The sequence below is a fragment of the Streptococcus sp. V919 genome (assembly GCF_054353475.1).
On sequence record NZ_JBTHHY010000001.1, the window covers coordinates 835,144 to 850,265 of the forward strand.

At 39.1% G+C, this 15,122-nt stretch carries 16 protein-coding genes and 2 pseudogenes; 4 read left to right on the forward strand and 14 right to left on the reverse strand.

Going from position 1 to position 15,122, the window contains the following annotated elements:
• Positions 1–2 precede the first annotated feature (2 nt).
• From rpsF to ACXYSK_RS04440, 12 genes and pseudogenes are all read right to left on the reverse strand, one after another.
• Entirely contained in the window at positions 3–293 is a 291-nt protein-coding gene (gene rpsF, locus ACXYSK_RS04385) for a 30S ribosomal protein S6 (protein ID WP_002896497.1), read from the reverse strand.
• A 128-nt stretch (positions 294–421) separates the two neighbouring features.
• A complete protein-coding gene (locus ACXYSK_RS04390; RefSeq protein ID WP_178895253.1) occupies positions 422–1,078 on the reverse strand; it encodes a CBS domain-containing protein in 657 nt (218 codons plus the stop codon).
• 367 nt (positions 1,079–1,445) lie between these two features.
• A complete protein-coding gene (locus tag ACXYSK_RS04395; RefSeq protein ID WP_000062228.1) occupies positions 1,446–2,156 on the reverse strand; it encodes an ABC transporter ATP-binding protein in 711 nt (236 codons plus the stop codon).
• Entirely contained in the window at positions 2,156–2,920 is a 765-nt protein-coding gene (locus ACXYSK_RS04400) for an ABC transporter ATP-binding protein (protein WP_049509414.1), read from the reverse strand. The genes ACXYSK_RS04395 and ACXYSK_RS04400 overlap by 1 nt, the downstream gene beginning before the upstream one ends.
• Positions 2,920–3,876, reverse strand: coding sequence for a branched-chain amino acid ABC transporter permease (locus ACXYSK_RS04405; protein WP_458625180.1), 957 nt, complete (start codon positions 3,874–3,876; stop codon positions 2,920–2,922). The genes ACXYSK_RS04400 and ACXYSK_RS04405 overlap by 1 nt, the downstream gene beginning before the upstream one ends.
• Positions 3,877–3,879: 3 nt before the next feature.
• Positions 3,880–4,749 (reverse strand): branched-chain amino acid ABC transporter permease, encoded by an 870-nt coding sequence (locus ACXYSK_RS04410; RefSeq protein WP_458625181.1) that lies wholly within the window; start codon positions 4,747–4,749, stop codon positions 3,880–3,882.
• Positions 4,750–4,865: 116 nt separating this feature from the next.
• Positions 4,866–6,026 carry an ABC transporter substrate-binding protein gene (locus ACXYSK_RS04415; RefSeq protein ID WP_458625182.1) on the reverse strand — a complete coding sequence of 387 codons (1,161 nt, stop codon included), beginning with the start codon at positions 6,024–6,026 and terminating at the stop codon, positions 4,866–4,868.
• An 87-nt stretch (positions 6,027–6,113) separates the two neighbouring features.
• Positions 6,114–6,383 carry a YlbG family protein gene (locus ACXYSK_RS04420; RefSeq protein WP_458625183.1) on the reverse strand — a complete coding sequence of 90 codons (270 nt, stop codon included), beginning with the start codon at positions 6,381–6,383 and terminating at the stop codon, positions 6,114–6,116.
• A gap of 75 nt (positions 6,384–6,458) precedes the next feature.
• A pseudogene (locus ACXYSK_RS04425) lies at positions 6,459–7,052 on the reverse strand (ATP-dependent Clp protease proteolytic subunit); the annotation flags it as partial.
• A gap of 169 nt (positions 7,053–7,221) precedes the next feature.
• Complete coding sequence (gene upp, locus ACXYSK_RS04430) at positions 7,222–7,851, reverse strand: uracil phosphoribosyltransferase (RefSeq protein ID WP_006150334.1); 630 nt, start codon at positions 7,849–7,851, stop codon at positions 7,222–7,224.
• Between the two features lie 88 nt (positions 7,852–7,939).
• Positions 7,940–8,407: a deoxycytidylate deaminase gene (locus tag ACXYSK_RS04435; RefSeq protein WP_254726250.1), complete on the reverse strand. Its 468-nt coding sequence runs from the start codon at positions 8,405–8,407 to the stop codon at positions 7,940–7,942.
• An 18-nt stretch (positions 8,408–8,425) separates the two neighbouring features.
• Positions 8,426–8,983, reverse strand: coding sequence for a TetR/AcrR family transcriptional regulator (locus ACXYSK_RS04440; protein WP_004252362.1), 558 nt, complete (start codon positions 8,981–8,983; stop codon positions 8,426–8,428).
• A 124-nt stretch (positions 8,984–9,107) separates the two neighbouring features.
• Here ACXYSK_RS04440 and ACXYSK_RS04445 point away from each other — a divergent pair, with 124 nt between their 5' ends.
• The 4 genes and pseudogenes from ACXYSK_RS04445 (at position 9,108) to ACXYSK_RS04460 (ending at position 13,273) form a co-directional block, all read left to right on the forward strand.
• The gene (locus tag ACXYSK_RS04445; RefSeq protein WP_458625184.1) at positions 9,108–9,953 is read left to right on the forward strand and encodes a DegV family protein; all 846 of its coding nucleotides are present in this window, start codon (positions 9,108–9,110) and stop codon (positions 9,951–9,953) included.
• A gap of 56 nt (positions 9,954–10,009) precedes the next feature.
• A complete protein-coding gene (locus ACXYSK_RS04450; RefSeq protein WP_458625185.1) occupies positions 10,010–11,185 on the forward strand; it encodes a BaiN/RdsA family NAD(P)/FAD-dependent oxidoreductase in 1,176 nt (391 codons plus the stop codon).
• A gap of 20 nt (positions 11,186–11,205) precedes the next feature.
• The gene (locus ACXYSK_RS04455) at positions 11,206–11,661 is read left to right on the forward strand and encodes an NUDIX domain-containing protein (protein WP_458625186.1); all 456 of its coding nucleotides are present in this window, start codon (positions 11,206–11,208) and stop codon (positions 11,659–11,661) included.
• Between the two features lie 217 nt (positions 11,662–11,878).
• Positions 11,879–13,273 (forward strand): annotated as a pseudogene (locus ACXYSK_RS04460) (sodium-dependent transporter).
• A 42-nt stretch (positions 13,274–13,315) separates the two neighbouring features.
• Here the strand turns inward: ACXYSK_RS04460 and manA are convergent.
• Together manA and ACXYSK_RS04470 are read right to left on the reverse strand one after the other, a co-directional pair.
• A complete protein-coding gene (gene manA, locus ACXYSK_RS04465; RefSeq protein ID WP_458625187.1) occupies positions 13,316–14,260 on the reverse strand; it encodes a mannose-6-phosphate isomerase, class I in 945 nt (314 codons plus the stop codon).
• Between the two features lie 139 nt (positions 14,261–14,399).
• Entirely contained in the window at positions 14,400–14,978 is a 579-nt protein-coding gene (locus tag ACXYSK_RS04470; protein ID WP_458625188.1) for a DUF3592 domain-containing protein, read from the reverse strand.
• Positions 14,979–15,122: the final 144 nt, after the last annotated feature.

Genomic DNA, 15,122 nt, shown 5'->3' on the forward strand with positions numbered 1-15,122 from the left:
TCTTACGCGTCAAGTTTGACGATCATGTGACGAAGAATGTCAGCGTTGATTTTTGACAAACGGTCAAACTCTTTAAGAGCTGCGTCATCGTTTGCTTCAACGTTAACGATGTGGTAAAGTCCTTCACGGAAATCTTGGATTTCGTATGCAAGACGACGTTTTTCCCAATCTTTTGATTCAACAACAGTTGCACCGTTGTCAGTCAAGATAGAGTCAAAACGTGCTACCAAAGCGTTTTTCGCTTCTTCTTCAATGTTTGGACGAATGATATAAAGAATTTCGTATTTAGCCATTGATATGTTCCTCCTTTTGGTCTAATGACCCCAAGTCTTTGCATGGGGTAAGTGAGGTTTGCTCACAATAAACTATTATACTAGAAAAAAATTTTTTTCGCAAGTATAAAACAATGATAGTTTATTTTTTAGAGTTTTTTTGCTGCAGTTTTGGTAATTTCATCTACGAAAATATTCTCTTCTTCAAATTTCTTCTTCAAGGAACTAAGATCAACCGTTCCCTCAATTTGGACTTCGATAACAATCTTACCATCTTTACGTGGAATATTAACAGTATGAGAAATATTAAGATTTTCCTCAACGATTAAAGAAACAATCTTACCGAGTACCCCAACTTCATTTTCTGTGATAAAACGAACACGGATTCCCTCTTCACCATAACCAGCAATTTCAAGAAAGGCTCCGAATACATCTCGATCTGTTATAACGCCATACAATTGACCGTTATCAACAACTGGTAAGATACCAATCTTATTTTTCAACATGAGATAGGTTGCATCTTCCAAACTAGCATATCCTGAAACAGTAACAACATCACGAATCATGACATCTTTTACCTTTGTCTTGTTAAGCAAGTAGTTCATCTCAAAGATTGAAAGACTAGTTGCTTTTGATGGACTAGCTTCAGCAATTGTTCCTTCTGTCACCAATCCTACTAATTTATCATTTTCAATAACAGGAAGACGGTGCAAGCCTTGTTCACGCATTAAATCTGCTGCATGCGCAACAGTTGTATCAGGACTAATATAAACGACCTTACGAGTCATAAAATCTTTAACTGCCATAGGAAATCTCCTTTATGTTTATAGTTTTATTATACACTTTTTACGGAAAGCTATCAAACGCTTTCATCTCTTTTTCAAGATTCAGAAAAATCTGGTGAACTTTACGAAAAAGAGCTCCACCTAAGAGCTCTTAATCATTTACTTATGTGGATTCTATGGTTGCTTTGCAATCTCTATCCGCCGACTAAAAAGGTCCCCCGGAATAATGTGGATTGCTTGCGCAATCCTTATCCGCAACCTAAACTAGTCTCCCAGATTATACGAAGATTACTACGCAATCCTTATCCGCCGACTAAAACAATCCACTGGATTGGATAATTACTTACGTAATCCTTATCTACCGACTAAAAAGGTCCCCCGGACCTTTTTAGCCACCTAGATATGCTTTTCTGACTTCGTCTGAAGCTGCGAGTTCTTTACCTGTTCCTGAAAGAACAATCTTACCTGTTTCAAGTACATATCCTCGATCTGCGATGGCAAGTGCTTTATTGGCATTTTGTTCAATCAAAAGAACGGTTGTCCCTTGTTTTTGAATATCTTGGATGATATCAAAAATTTCTTGAATGAAAATTGGTGCCAGTCCCATTGATGGCTCATCCAAAAGAAGAAGTTTTGGTGTCGACATAAGTGCACGCCCCATGGCAAGCATCTGCTGTTCACCACCAGATAGGGTAGCCGCATCTTGATTTTTACGTTCTTCCAAACGTGGGAAACGTGAAAATACCTTCTTCAAATTAGCTTGGTTCTCTTCACGATTTTTCTTAAGAAAAGCTCCCATCTCCAAGTTTTCCATAACTGTCAAACCAGGGAAGACATGACGACCTTCTGGTACTTGAGAAAGTCCTGAAGCCACAATCTTCTGTGCAGGCATCTTTTGGATTTCTTGACCCAAAAATTCAATTCGACCAGAACTTGGACGAACAAGTCCTGATAGAGTACGAAGGATGGTTGTTTTACCAGCACCGTTAGCACCGATAAGAGAAACAACTTCTCCTTCATTGACTTCAAAGCTCACATCACGTACAGCTTGAATCATACCATAGTGTACTGAGAGGTTTTCAACTTTTAACATAGACATTAGGCTTCACCTCCAAGATAAGCTTCGATAACACGTTTATTGTTCTTGATTTCATCTGGTGTTCCATGAGCAATCAAACGACCATACTCAAGAACATAGATACGCTCTGTGACCTCCATGACCAAGTTCATATCATGTTCAATCAGCATGATGGTAATGTTAAATTCATCTTTGATACGACGAATCAACTCAGTCAATTCTGCCGTTTCTTGTGGATTCATACCAGCTGCAGGCTCATCCAAGAAAAGAATTTTAGGCTCTGTAGCAAGAGCACGAACAATCTCCAAACGACGTTGTTGACCATAAGCTAGGTTTTTTGCTAAAGTTTCAGCATCTCCATCCAAATCAAAGATTTTTAGTAATTCTAAGGCTTTAGCTTTCAATTCTTTTTCATTCTTGTAAAAAGCTGGTAAGCGTAAGAAACTAGCAAATACATGTTGTTTATGATGATTGCTAAATGCAATGAGAACATTGTCTAAAACAGTTAAGTCTTTAAAAAGACGAATATTTTGGAAGGTACGCCCTAAACCAAGGGATGCGATTTTATAAGGTTGCTTTCCATTTAGTAGGTGCCCATCCAAAGTAACAGTTCCTTCACTCGGTTCATAAACTCCTGTCAGCAAGTTGAAAAGAGTTGTTTTCCCCGCTCCATTTGGTCCAATCAAGCCAACAAGTTCACCTTCATTCAATTCGAGAGTTACATCTCCAACAGCCGTCAAACCACCAAAATGTTTGGTTAAGTTTTTTACTTCAAGTAATGCCATTAGTTTTGTCCCTCCTTCTTACCTTTTTTAAAGAGACGTGATAGGCTCAATTCCCATGTACCAAGGAGTCCACCTGGTCTGAAAATCATAACAAGTACCAAAGCCAAAGCATAGATAATCATACGAACGCTAGCAACGTCTTGGAGTAACATGTTCAAAATTCCAAGAACAATGGCCGCGACAATTGATCCTGTGATTGATCCCAAACCACCAAATACAACGATGATTAAAACGTTGATAGAGTTGATAAAACTATAATCTTTTGGTACAACTGAACCGACAAATCCTGCTTGGAGTGATCCTGCAATACTTGCAGTCATAGCTCCAAATACAAAAGCAATAATTTTGATTTTTGTTGTATTGACCCCTACTGACTCAGCCGCAATTTCATCTTCACGAACAGACAAGGTTAAACGACCGATTGGACTTCGTAAAAAGTTCAGTGTTAAAATAGTTGTAATCACGGCAAAGATATATACCATTTGCCAGTTAGTGAAGCTTGGAATCCCTAAAATACCTGCTGCTCCATTAGTTAGGCTACCACCATTGACAATCAAGATACGAATAATCTCAGCAACACCAAGTGTCGCAACTGCAAGATAGTCCCCCTTCAATCGGAGGGTAGGAATTCCTACGATGAGGGCAACCAAACCAGCAATAATAGCACCGAGCAGCATAGCTCCAAAGAAAGCACCATAAGTTGGAGATTTTGAACCGATAATAGCTGCAGCATAAGCACCAATAGCCATAAATCCAGCATGTCCGAGTGAAAATTGACCAGAGAAACCAACAATCAGGTTAAGTCCTACCGCAAGAATAATATTAATACCGATTTGTTCCAGAATCTGAATATGGAAAAGGTTTAAAATACCAAGTGAAACTAAGAGGCTAATCATACCATATCCAAGCAACAAAAGGAATATCCAGAGAATATTAGCTTTTACATTTAATTTCATTGTTTACACCTTCTCTTTCACATTCTTACCAAGAATACCAGCTGGACGAACAATCAAGATTAAGAGCAAGATTCCATACACGATGGCATCACGGAAATCTGACAATCCAAAAGCAATTGCAAAAGTTTCCAATAGACCAATTACAAAACCTCCAAGAGCTGCACCAGGGATGATACCGATACCACCAAGAACGGCAGCAACGAAAGATTTAATACCTGGAGTCATTCCCATCAATGGTTCGAGAGAGTTGTAATAAAGGGCAATCAAGACACCTGCTGCTCCAGCCAAAGCTGAACCCAAAGCAAAGGTAAAGCTGATTGTACGGTTCACGTTAATTCCCATCAACTGAGCAGCATCACTATCTACAGATACAGCACGCATAGCTTTCCCCATCTTGGTTTTTTGTACGATAAGTTGCAAAAGAATCATTAAGACAATTGAGACAGTCAAAATCAACAATTGGATATTTGTAAGACTAATTGGTCCCAAGTCGTATCGTACAGTTTGGATTGCTTGAGGGAAGGCACGTGTATTGGCACCCACCAGATAGACCATTCCGTATTCCAATAAGAAGGATACCCCGATAGCTGTAATCAGTACAGAGATACGAGTTGAATGACGCAGTGGGCGATAAGCTAGAAACTCAATGATAACACCGAGAATGGCTGAACCAATCATGGACAAAATTAAGGCTAAAAAGAAATTTAATTGTAGGGCATTAATCAAGAAATAACCCATGAAAGCACCCATCATATAGATATCACCGTGGGCAAAGTTAATGAGTTTGATAATTCCATAAACCATGGTATAACCCAAGGCTAGCAGCGCATAAACACTTCCTAGGATCAAACCATTGACAAGTTGTTGAAGCATATGGTTCACTCTTTCTAATTATTTTTCTTAGGATTTATATAAAAAAATAATCCCTTTATAAACACCGAAACAGGGAGTGAGTAAAAGCTCATTCCCCATTTACGATATCTATAAAATTAAGGTTTTACGACTTCTGCTGCTTCTACTTTACCATTATTCATGGTCATCATGAAGGCTGTTTTCACAGTGTTATGATCTGCATCAAAGCTTGTTTGACCTGTAACACCTTCGAAGTTTTGTGTTTTAGCAAGGTTGTTCTTGAGATCGACTGAAGTTTTTGCACCTTTTGCTGCGTTAGCTACAAGGTAAACTGAGTCATAAGCAAGAGCTGCAAAAGTTGAAGGCTCTTCATTGTATTTCGCACGGTATGCTTCAAGGAAAGCTTTCGCCTTATCTGACACATCAACTGTTGATGAGAAACCAGAGATGAAGTAAATGTTTGATGCGCGTTCTGCTGTTGCTTGTTGAACAAACTCTTCACCATTAAATCCATCACCACCAATGATTGGTTTGTCAATACCCATACCACGAGCTTGGTTTACAATTTTACCTGCTTCAGTGTAGTAACCTGGTAATACGATTGCATCAAATTCTTTATCTTTAATTTTTGTAAGAGCTGCTTGGAAGTCAGTATCTCCTGATACAAATGTTTCATCAGCTACGATTTCACCTTTAAATGATTCACGGAAAGCTTTTGCAACACCTTTAGCATAGTCACTTGAGTTATCAGTATACAAAACAACTTTCTTAGCGTTCAATTTATTTGAAACGTAGTTAGAGATGATTTTCCCTTGGTAGCTATCTTGGAATGTTCCAATAAATAGGAAGTCTTGTCCTTTTGTCAAACCATCTTGCGTAGCACTTGGAGAAATCAATGGCACTCCAGCTTGTGTAGCATTTGCTACTGCTGCTGCAGTTGCACCTGAAGTCGCAGGTCCTACGATAGCTGCTACTTTAGATTGAGTAACAAGATTTGTTGAAACAGAAGCAGCTTCAGCAGTTTCAGATTTGTTATCTTTATCAACTACTTCGATTTGTTTTCCATCGACACCACCAGCAGCATTGATTTGATCAACTGCAAGTTGAGCACCCTTTTGTTCAGATGTACCGTAAGCAGCTACTGCTCCAGTCTCCTCAAAGTTGAAACCAATTTTAATAACTTTTTCATCTACTGGGTTACCAGTTGCATTCGATGCTCCTGATTTCACTTCACCACAAGCTGTTAAAACAGCTACACCTGCAAGAGCTACAAGTGACAATGCAAATTTTTTCTTCATGTTTATCTCCTTTTTATTTTCAATTTAAATTACATGTTAAGAATATACCGAATTATCAGAAAATTGTCAACAAGTTTATCTCTTTTTTTAAATGATAACGTTTTCGGTATTTTTATAGAGGTTACCAACGAAAGGAGTTTCTAATTCTTGGATGTGACATCGTCTCACTTTCTTGATAAATTTCTCTTTATCTAAACGACCTACCAGGCCTTCTACTTCTTCTGTTGGAACATAAAGTTGTAGATAACGGTGTTTTTTTGAGTGATAACAAATATCGCCATAATTTGCCAGTTTTTTTGCATCACGATTATAGTATAGGTAGATAATCAGACCAGACCGATTTTCTTTTTGAAACATAATTCAACTTCCTTTTAACAATCTTCCTTCTATTATATCAAAAAAAACAAGCTCAGTCGAGCTTGCTTTAGTAGATTAACTCAAAGAATTATTAGCCATAATTTCATCAATGAAACCATATTCAAGTGTTTCTTGAGCACTCATCCAGTAATCACGTTCAGCATCTGCATGTATTTGCTCAACTGATTTACCAGAGTTATCTGCAAGAATTTGCTCTAAAGTCTTACGAGTTTTAAGCAAATGTTCAGCAGCGATAGCCATATCTGTTTGCTGAGTACCACCACCTGTACCACCCATTGGTTGGTGAATCATGTACTCTGCATTTGGAAGCATGAAACGTTTGCCTTTTGCTCCACTTGAGGCAATAATTGTTCCCATTGAAGCTGCCATCCCCATAACGATAGTTTGGACATCTGCCTTGATAAAGTTCATGGTATCAACGATTGCCAAACCAGCTGATACAGACCCACCTGGTGTATTTACATAAAGGTAAATATCTTTTGTACTATCTTGGGCATCCAAGAAGAGCAATTGGGCGATGACTGAGTTTGCCATATTGTCTTCGACTGGTCCATTCAACATGATGATACGATCTTTTAAAAGACGTGAGTAAATGTCATATGAACGTTCTCCACGACTTGTTTGTTCAATAACTACAGGAATCATTCTTTTCTCCTTCTGATTTCAATATTTCTTAGTCAAACGACTCGATACAGGATTATTATATCTTTTTGGTCAAAAAAGGTCAAATTTTTGCTCCATTCTAAAGACAGACACAAAAATTCAACCTCCTTTCGAGACTAAAACCAATGAACAGTTTTAGTGTATGCTTAGAATCTTATTTTGTACCGAACAAGCGGTCTCCTGCGTCACCAAGACCTGGAACAATATAGCCATGTTCGTTCAAACGTTCGTCTAAAGCTGCCGTAAAGATTTCTACATCTGGGTGAGCTTCTTGGAGAGCTTTTACTCCTTCAGGAGCAGATACCAAGCAGACAAACTTGATGTTTGAAGCCCCACGTTTTTTAAGGGAATCAACAGCCAAGATTGCTGAACCACCAGTTGCAAGCATAGGGTCAACCACAAAGATTTGACGTTGGTCGATATCTTCAGGTAATTTTACCAAGTATTCTACTGGTTGAAGGGTTTCTTCATCACGATACATACCGATGTGCCCAACTTTTGCTGCTGGAACCAAGCTCAACAATCCATCAACCATTCCAATACCTGCACGTAAGATTGGAACAATCGCTAATTTTTTACCAGCCAATTGTTTTTGAACTGTTTTTGTGATAGGTGTTTCGATTTCAACGTCTTCAAGTGGAAGATCACGAAGTACTTCATATCCCATCAACATTGCAATCTCGTTAACTAACTCACGAAAAGCTTTTGTAGAAGTGTCAGTGCGACGCAAGATTGACAATTTGTGTTGAATCAGTGGATGATTAATAACTTCAAGTTTTCCCATTTTCAGAATTCCTTCTTTCAATTTATTCTTCTTATTATATCAAAAAATGGCTTAAAAAGCTTTCTAAACCATTTATTTTTTATAATTTCTAGATTAGGTGAGCCTCTTGGAGAGCTGCTTGTACTGTTTCAAGTGGTAGGTGAGTTAATTCTGTTCCCTTTTCTTGATAAAGATGTTGGGCATAGTCATCCATACGGTATTGATTGATATAAACAACACGTTCACATCCCACCTGCAACAGTTGCTTGGTACAGTTGAGACAAGGAAAATGAGTAACGTAGGCTGTAAAGCCCTTTGGAACGCCACGTTCTGCCCCTTGTAAAATAGCATTTACCTCTGCATGAAGAGTGCGGACACAGTGGCCCTCAATCACCAGACAGTCGTGGTCAATACAATGTTCTGTTCCTGATACAGAGCCATTATAGCCTGTTGAAACAACCTTGTTATCCTTAACTAAAACGGCTCCTACCTTGGCACGTTTACAGGTTGAACGATTGGCAATCAATAGAGCTTGAGCAGCGAAATACTCATCCCAAGCCAGTCTTTTTTCTGACATAGTTTTTCTCCTCTTAACTTATTTTTTGAAAAATGGCAAGCGTAAATCTGCAATTTTCTCAGCAGGAACCTTCATTCCATCCTTGATCCATTTTAGCAAAACGGATACGATGGCAGAACTCCAAAAAGAATGCAGGTAAGAGCTGACACCTTTCGATTTCCCGTAGTATTTTTCTAGAAACTCTTGCATGGCTTGCACAAAGATTTTTTCCAGGTGATAGTCCAGGGCAAGCTGAATAACCTTGGCTTCTTTCTTGGCTTCTCGGAAAAGATGAACCCAAACCAGATAGAGATCCGTCTTGACATCGTAATGACTTAGTTGCTCCATGATATTATGGACGCTACGTTTAAAGACGCTTTCTAAAATCTCTTCTTTGGAGTCATAGTTTCGATAAAAGGCTGCACGAGAAACGCCAGCACGCTTAACTAACTCAGAAATGCTAATCTTAGCCAACTCCTTTTTCTCTAAGAGTTGCAAAAGTGCTGTTTCAATCGCTTCTCTGGTTAGCAAATTAGATTCTTGATTGGACTTTCTAAGATTTTCAAGCGATTTTTCAGATATTTTACGTTCAGACATAACAATTTCTTTCTACTTGTGACAACAGAGAGGTACTACTTTTGTTTCAAGGGCTTTCATGATATAATTGTAAAAAAAGACAGAACCTTTGTCAATGTATAAGTGATAAAGATGGAGAAATTCTATGACTTGGAAGATTATAGCTGACTCTGGTTGTGATTATCGTCAACTGGCAAATCCTGCTTTTGATACTGAATTTGTCAGTGTCCCATTAACGATTCAAGTTGCGGACCAGGTCTTTGTCGATGATGCCAATCTGGATATTGATCAGATGATGGAAACTATGTATGCGACTTCTGAAGCTTCTAAATCAGCTTGCCCTAGTCCTGATGATTATTTACGAGCATTTGAAGGTGCCAAACATATTTTTGTAGTAACCATCACCGGAACTCTCTCTGGTAGTCACAATAGCGCTCAATTAGCTAAGAATATCTATCTCGAAGAACACCCTGATACTCAGATTCACGTTATTGATAGTTTGTCTGCTGGTGGGGAAGTTGACCTAATTGTTGAGAAAATCAATGACTTGATCAACCAAGGACTTTCTTTTGAAGAAGTGGTTGAAGTTATTACTACTTACCAAGAAAAAACGAAGTTGTTGTTCGTTCTTGCTAAGGTTGATAACCTGGTTAAAAACGGTCGCTTGAGTAAGCTTATTGGTACAGTTGTTGGGCTCCTCAATATCCGTATGGTTGGGGAAGCAAGTGAAACTGGAACCTTAGAATTGCTTCAAAAGGCTCGTGGTGCTAAAAAATCCCTCCAAGCTGCCTATGAAGAGTTGATTAAAGCTGGCTATGCCGGTGGCCGTATCGTCATGGCTCACCGCAGTAATGAAAAATTCTGCCAGCAGCTCTCAGAGCTCTTGCGTGAAAAATTCCCAGCAGCGAATATTAAAATTCTCCCAACTTCTGGACTCTGCAGTTTTTATGCAGAAGAAGGTGGACTTCTCATGGGATATGAAATTGGTTAATCAATCAAACAAGGGATGACTTATCATCTCTTGTTTTTTTATGGTACAATACTTTTATGAAACATTTTGATACGATTGTCATCGGAGGTGGTCCTGCTGGAATGATGGCTACTATTTCCAGTAGCTTTTACGGGCAGAAAACACTTCTCATCGAAAAAAATAGAAAACTTGGAAAAAAATTAGCTGGAACTGGTGGTGGTCGTTGCAACGTCACTAACAACGGAACCCTGGATGACCTATTAGCCGGCATTCCTGGAAATGGGCGCTTTCTTTACAGCGTCTTCTCCCAGTTTGATAATCATGATATTATCAACTTTTTTACGGAAAATGGCGTCAAACTCAAGGTAGAGGATCACGGGCGTGTCTTTCCTGCTAGCGACAAATCTCGGACTATTATCGAAGCTTTAGAAAAGAAAATCTCTGAATTGGGCGGACAAGTCATGACTCAAACAGAGATTGTTTCTGTTAAAAAGATAGACGACCAGTTTGTCCTTAAGTCCGCAGACCAGACTTTCACTTGTCATAAACTCATCGTCACAACAGGTGGTAAGTCCTATCCTTCCACTGGTTCGACTGGTTTTGGCCACGATATCGCTCGCCACTTCAAACATACTATTACCGAGCTTGAGGCAGCCGAGAGTCCATTATTGACGGATTTCCCACATAAAGCCTTGCAGGGGATTTCACTGGATGATGTGACTCTAAGCTATGGCAAGCATGTTATTACCCATGACCTCCTCTTTACTCACTTTGGTTTATCAGGTCCCGCTGCTCTTCGTATGTCTAGTTTTGTCAAGGGTGGAGAGGTTCTCTCATTGGATGTCTTGCCACAACTTTCTGAAGGCGACTTAGTAAATCTTCTAGAAGAAAACCGTGAAAAATCCTTGAAAAATGCCTTGAAATCTTTATTGCCAGAACGCTTGGCTGATTTCTTCTCGCAAGGATACCCAGAAAAAGTCAAACAACTAACTGAAAAGGAACGCGATCAACTTGTCCAGTCTATCAAGGCCCTCAAAATCCCTGTGACTGGTAAGATGTCCTTGGCTAAATCCTTTGTGACCAAAGGAGGTGTTAGTCTCAAGGAAATCAATCCTAAAACACTGGAAAGTAAATTGGTTCCTGGACTTCACTTTGCTGGCGAGGTACTAGATATCAATGCCCACACAGGTGGCTTTAACATCACTTCTGCCCTCTGCACCGGATGGGTGGCAGGAAGTCTACATTATGATTAAGACATACGAAGGAGAAGCCTATGAACAGAAGAGAATCAGTCGAATTTGTTAACATGTGTATGATTAAAAATGGGGACAAGGTTCTGGTTCAAGACCGAGTTAATCCTGACTGGCCTGGCATTACTTTTCCTGGTGGGCATGTTGAACGTGGTGAATCCTTTGTCGATGCCGTCATTCGTGAAGTGAAGGAAGAAACTGGTCTGACCATTTCCAAACCCCAACTCTGTGGTATCAAACATTGGTATGATGACGAGGACTATCGTTATGTTGTCCTCTTATACAAAACAGAACACTTTACTGGTGAGCTCCAATCTTCGAAAGAAGGAAATGTTTGGTGGGAGGATTTTGAAAATCTATCTCATCTGAAACTTGCTACCGAGGATATGTCTGATATGCTTCGTGTTTTTCTTGAAGAAGATCTCAGTGAGTTCTTTTACTACAAAGATGGTGACGATTGGCTTTATGACCTAAAATAACAAATCGGCGGAGTAATCTCTGCCGATTTTTGTCTCTTTATCATTCCATGTCAATCTATACTAGATCCTTTTATTTTTAAAACTATAGAAGAATACAAATGTAAAGCTTATGAAAACATGAAAATCGCTTTCTTGACAGACTTCAGAAAACATGATAGGATATTCAAGTCTATCAATCAAATAAAAAGCTCATAAAGAGCAATTGAGAGAAGGCTATTTGACAACTCAAGTAGCCTTTTCTTATTTTAGAAAATAGATTGGAGTTTTAACTATGTCTGAAAAATCGCAATGGGGCTCGAAACTGGGCTTCATTCTTGCGTCTGCTGGCTCTGCTATTGGTCTTGGAGCTGTTTGGAAGTTCCCTTACATGACTGCTGCCAATGGTGGTGGAGGATTTTTACTAGTCTTTCTCATCTCGACACTTTTGATTGGATTTCCTCTCTTACTGGCTGAATTTGCCCTTGGTCGAAGCGCTGGAGTATCAGCAATCAAAACCTTTGGTAAGCTTGGAAACAATCATAAATACAATTTTATTGGTTGGATTGGCGCCTTTGCCCTTTTCATCCTTCTCTCATTTTATAGTGTTATTGGGGGTTGGATTCTGGTATACCTTGGTATCGAAATTGGAAGATTATTCCACCTAATCGGAATTGGAGATTATGCCCAGCAGTTCTCTTCCATCATTTCTAATCCAGTTATTGCCCTAGGAGCACAAGCAGCCTTTATCTTCTTGAATATTTTCATTGTTTCACACGGCGTTCAAAAAGGAATTGAAAGAGCATCTAAGGTCATGATGCCCCTACTCTTTATTATCTTTGTCATTATTATCGGGCGCTCTCTCAGCTTGCCTAATGCCATGGAAGGTGTGGTTTACTTCCTCAAACCGGACTTTTCAAAACTGACAAGTACTGGACTCCTCTATGCACTGGGCCAATCTTTCTTTGCTCTATCACTTGGAGTTACCGCCATGCTGACCTACGCTTCCTACCTGGACAAGAAGACCAATATGGTCCAATCAGGAATTTCCATCGTAGCCTTGAACATTTCTGTATCGATCATGGCAGGACTTGCGATTTTCCCTGCTATGTCATCCTTTAATATCCAGTCTGAAGGTGGACCTAGTCTCCTCTTTATCGTTTTACCACAACTCTTTGACAATATGCCCTTTGGTACGATTTTTTATATTCTCTTTCTCTTGCTCTTCCTCTTTGCGACGATAACTTCTTCAGTCGTCATGCTTGAGATCAACGTTGGTAACATCACCAATCAGGACAATCGTAAACGTGCTAAGTGGAGTATGATTTTAGGGGTATTGACTTTTGTCTTTGGTATCCCTTCAGCCCTTTCATACGGTGTCATGGCAGATGTCCAAATCTTTGGAAAGACCTTCTTTGACGCCATGGATTTCTTGGTATCCAACCTCCTCATGCCTTTTGGTGCCCTCTGTTTATCACTTTTTACAGGCTATATCTTCAAAAAAGCACTGGCTATGAAAGAACTTCATCTAGATGAAACACCTTGGAAACGAGGACTTTTCAAAGTTTGGCTCTTCCTTCTTCGTTATATCATACCAATCATCATCATCGTGGTTTTTATTGCCCAATTTATGTAATCATTAAAAAAGACTTGAGAATCAATCTCAAGTCTTTTCTTTTTATGGATGGCTTACAATCAATTCTAAATCTGATCCTTCCAAAGTCCAAGCTTCAACATCACTTGGAAGGATAAAGTGGCTACCTTTTTGGATTGGATAATCTTTTCCATCAACAGTCAGTTTCCCTTGACCAGCCAAGACACTAAACAAGCTGTAGTCAACTGTCTTTTCAAAGTCAACTTTTCCAGTGATTTCCCACTTGTAAACTGCGAAGAAATCATTAGACACAAGAAGAGTTGAACGCAGGTCATCTGCTTTAACAGTCACAGGTCGGCTGTTAGCAGGCTCACCGATATTTAAAACATCGATGGATTTTTCAAGGTGGAGCTCGCGCAAGTTGCCATTATCGTCCTTACGATCAAAGTCATAGACACGGTAAGTTGTATCACTAGACTGTTGCGTTTCAAGGATTAAGATACCTGAACCGATAGCGTGCATGGTGCCACTTGGTACATAGAAGAAATCTCCAGCTTTTACAGGTACTTTGGTTAACAAGGCATCCCAGTTCTTATCTTCGATTTGCTGACGGAGCTCCTCTTTTGACTTGGCATTGTGGCCATAGATAATCTCTGAACCTTCGTCTGCTGCGATAATATACCAGCACTCTGTCTTTCCAAGTTCGCCTTCATGCTCTAGTCCATAAGCATCATCTGGGTGGACTTGAACACTGAGCCAGTCATTGGCATCAAGGATTTTGGTCAAGAGTGGAAATACTGGCTCTGGACGGTTGCCAAATAACTCACGGTGTTCCGCATATAAAGTAGCTAGGTCAGTTCCCTCAAAACGGCCATTAGCTATCTTAGAAACACCATTTGGGTGAGCTGAAATTGCCCAATATTCTCCGATTTTTTCGCTTGGAATGTCGTAGCCAAACTCATCACGAAGTTTAGTACCACCCCAGATTTTTTCTTGCATTACGGAATTTAAAAATAATGGTTCTGACATGTTACATCTCCTGTCTAATTTTTCACCCTCATTATAGCAAAAAAAGAGTCCTAATTGAACTCTTTTTCTTATCTTATAAAGTAGGGAGAAGATTTTATAAAAATAGTAACGATATAGACTTCTTATTATATCGAAAGACTTAATTGACAAGATTTGGAAGAATGAACACGATAAAGAATGCCATGGCAATCATCATAAAAACAAGGAGATAGACAACACATTTAGTCAACCATGCATAACGACCTGGTTTTAAAGGTCTTTCTACATAGGAATGTTTTGGTTTTTTAGGATCATAATAAACAGTTACCTTTCCTCCAATTGGAAATCGTTCCATTAAAGGTGATTTTGTTAAAGAGATGAAACTGTTCCTATAAATTTTGTATCTTAACACCTGAGGAATTTCCCCATCTTCAAAATTATCCATTTTAACATCAGATACGATCGAACCTAAGGGAGTACTGATTGTATTTGAAATCGCAGATAGAAATTTCGGCCCGACAACCTTGTATTGGTTCCCATCAACAGCGTACTCGACCACTGGGAGACTAATTCCGTTATAAAGAGCATAGGAATATCGGATAATAACTCCTTCCGTTCTTTCGGTGCATCTCTTGGCATTTCTGTAATTACTCAAGATAAAAAAGTCGAACATGAAATAGGTGAAGGCAGCAAAGCCTAAACTCATTAAGCCAAATAATAGAAAGAAAGTTGTTGGCATATTTTTTCTCCTTCAAATATCCTAATGAATCTATTTTAACAGAAAAGAGATAAAAGAAAAAGACCGGATTTCTCCGATCTTTCAATAGTTCATATGCGCACATTCTTTTTTAAGAATCATTATGGTTAACTTCAAATGACTAAG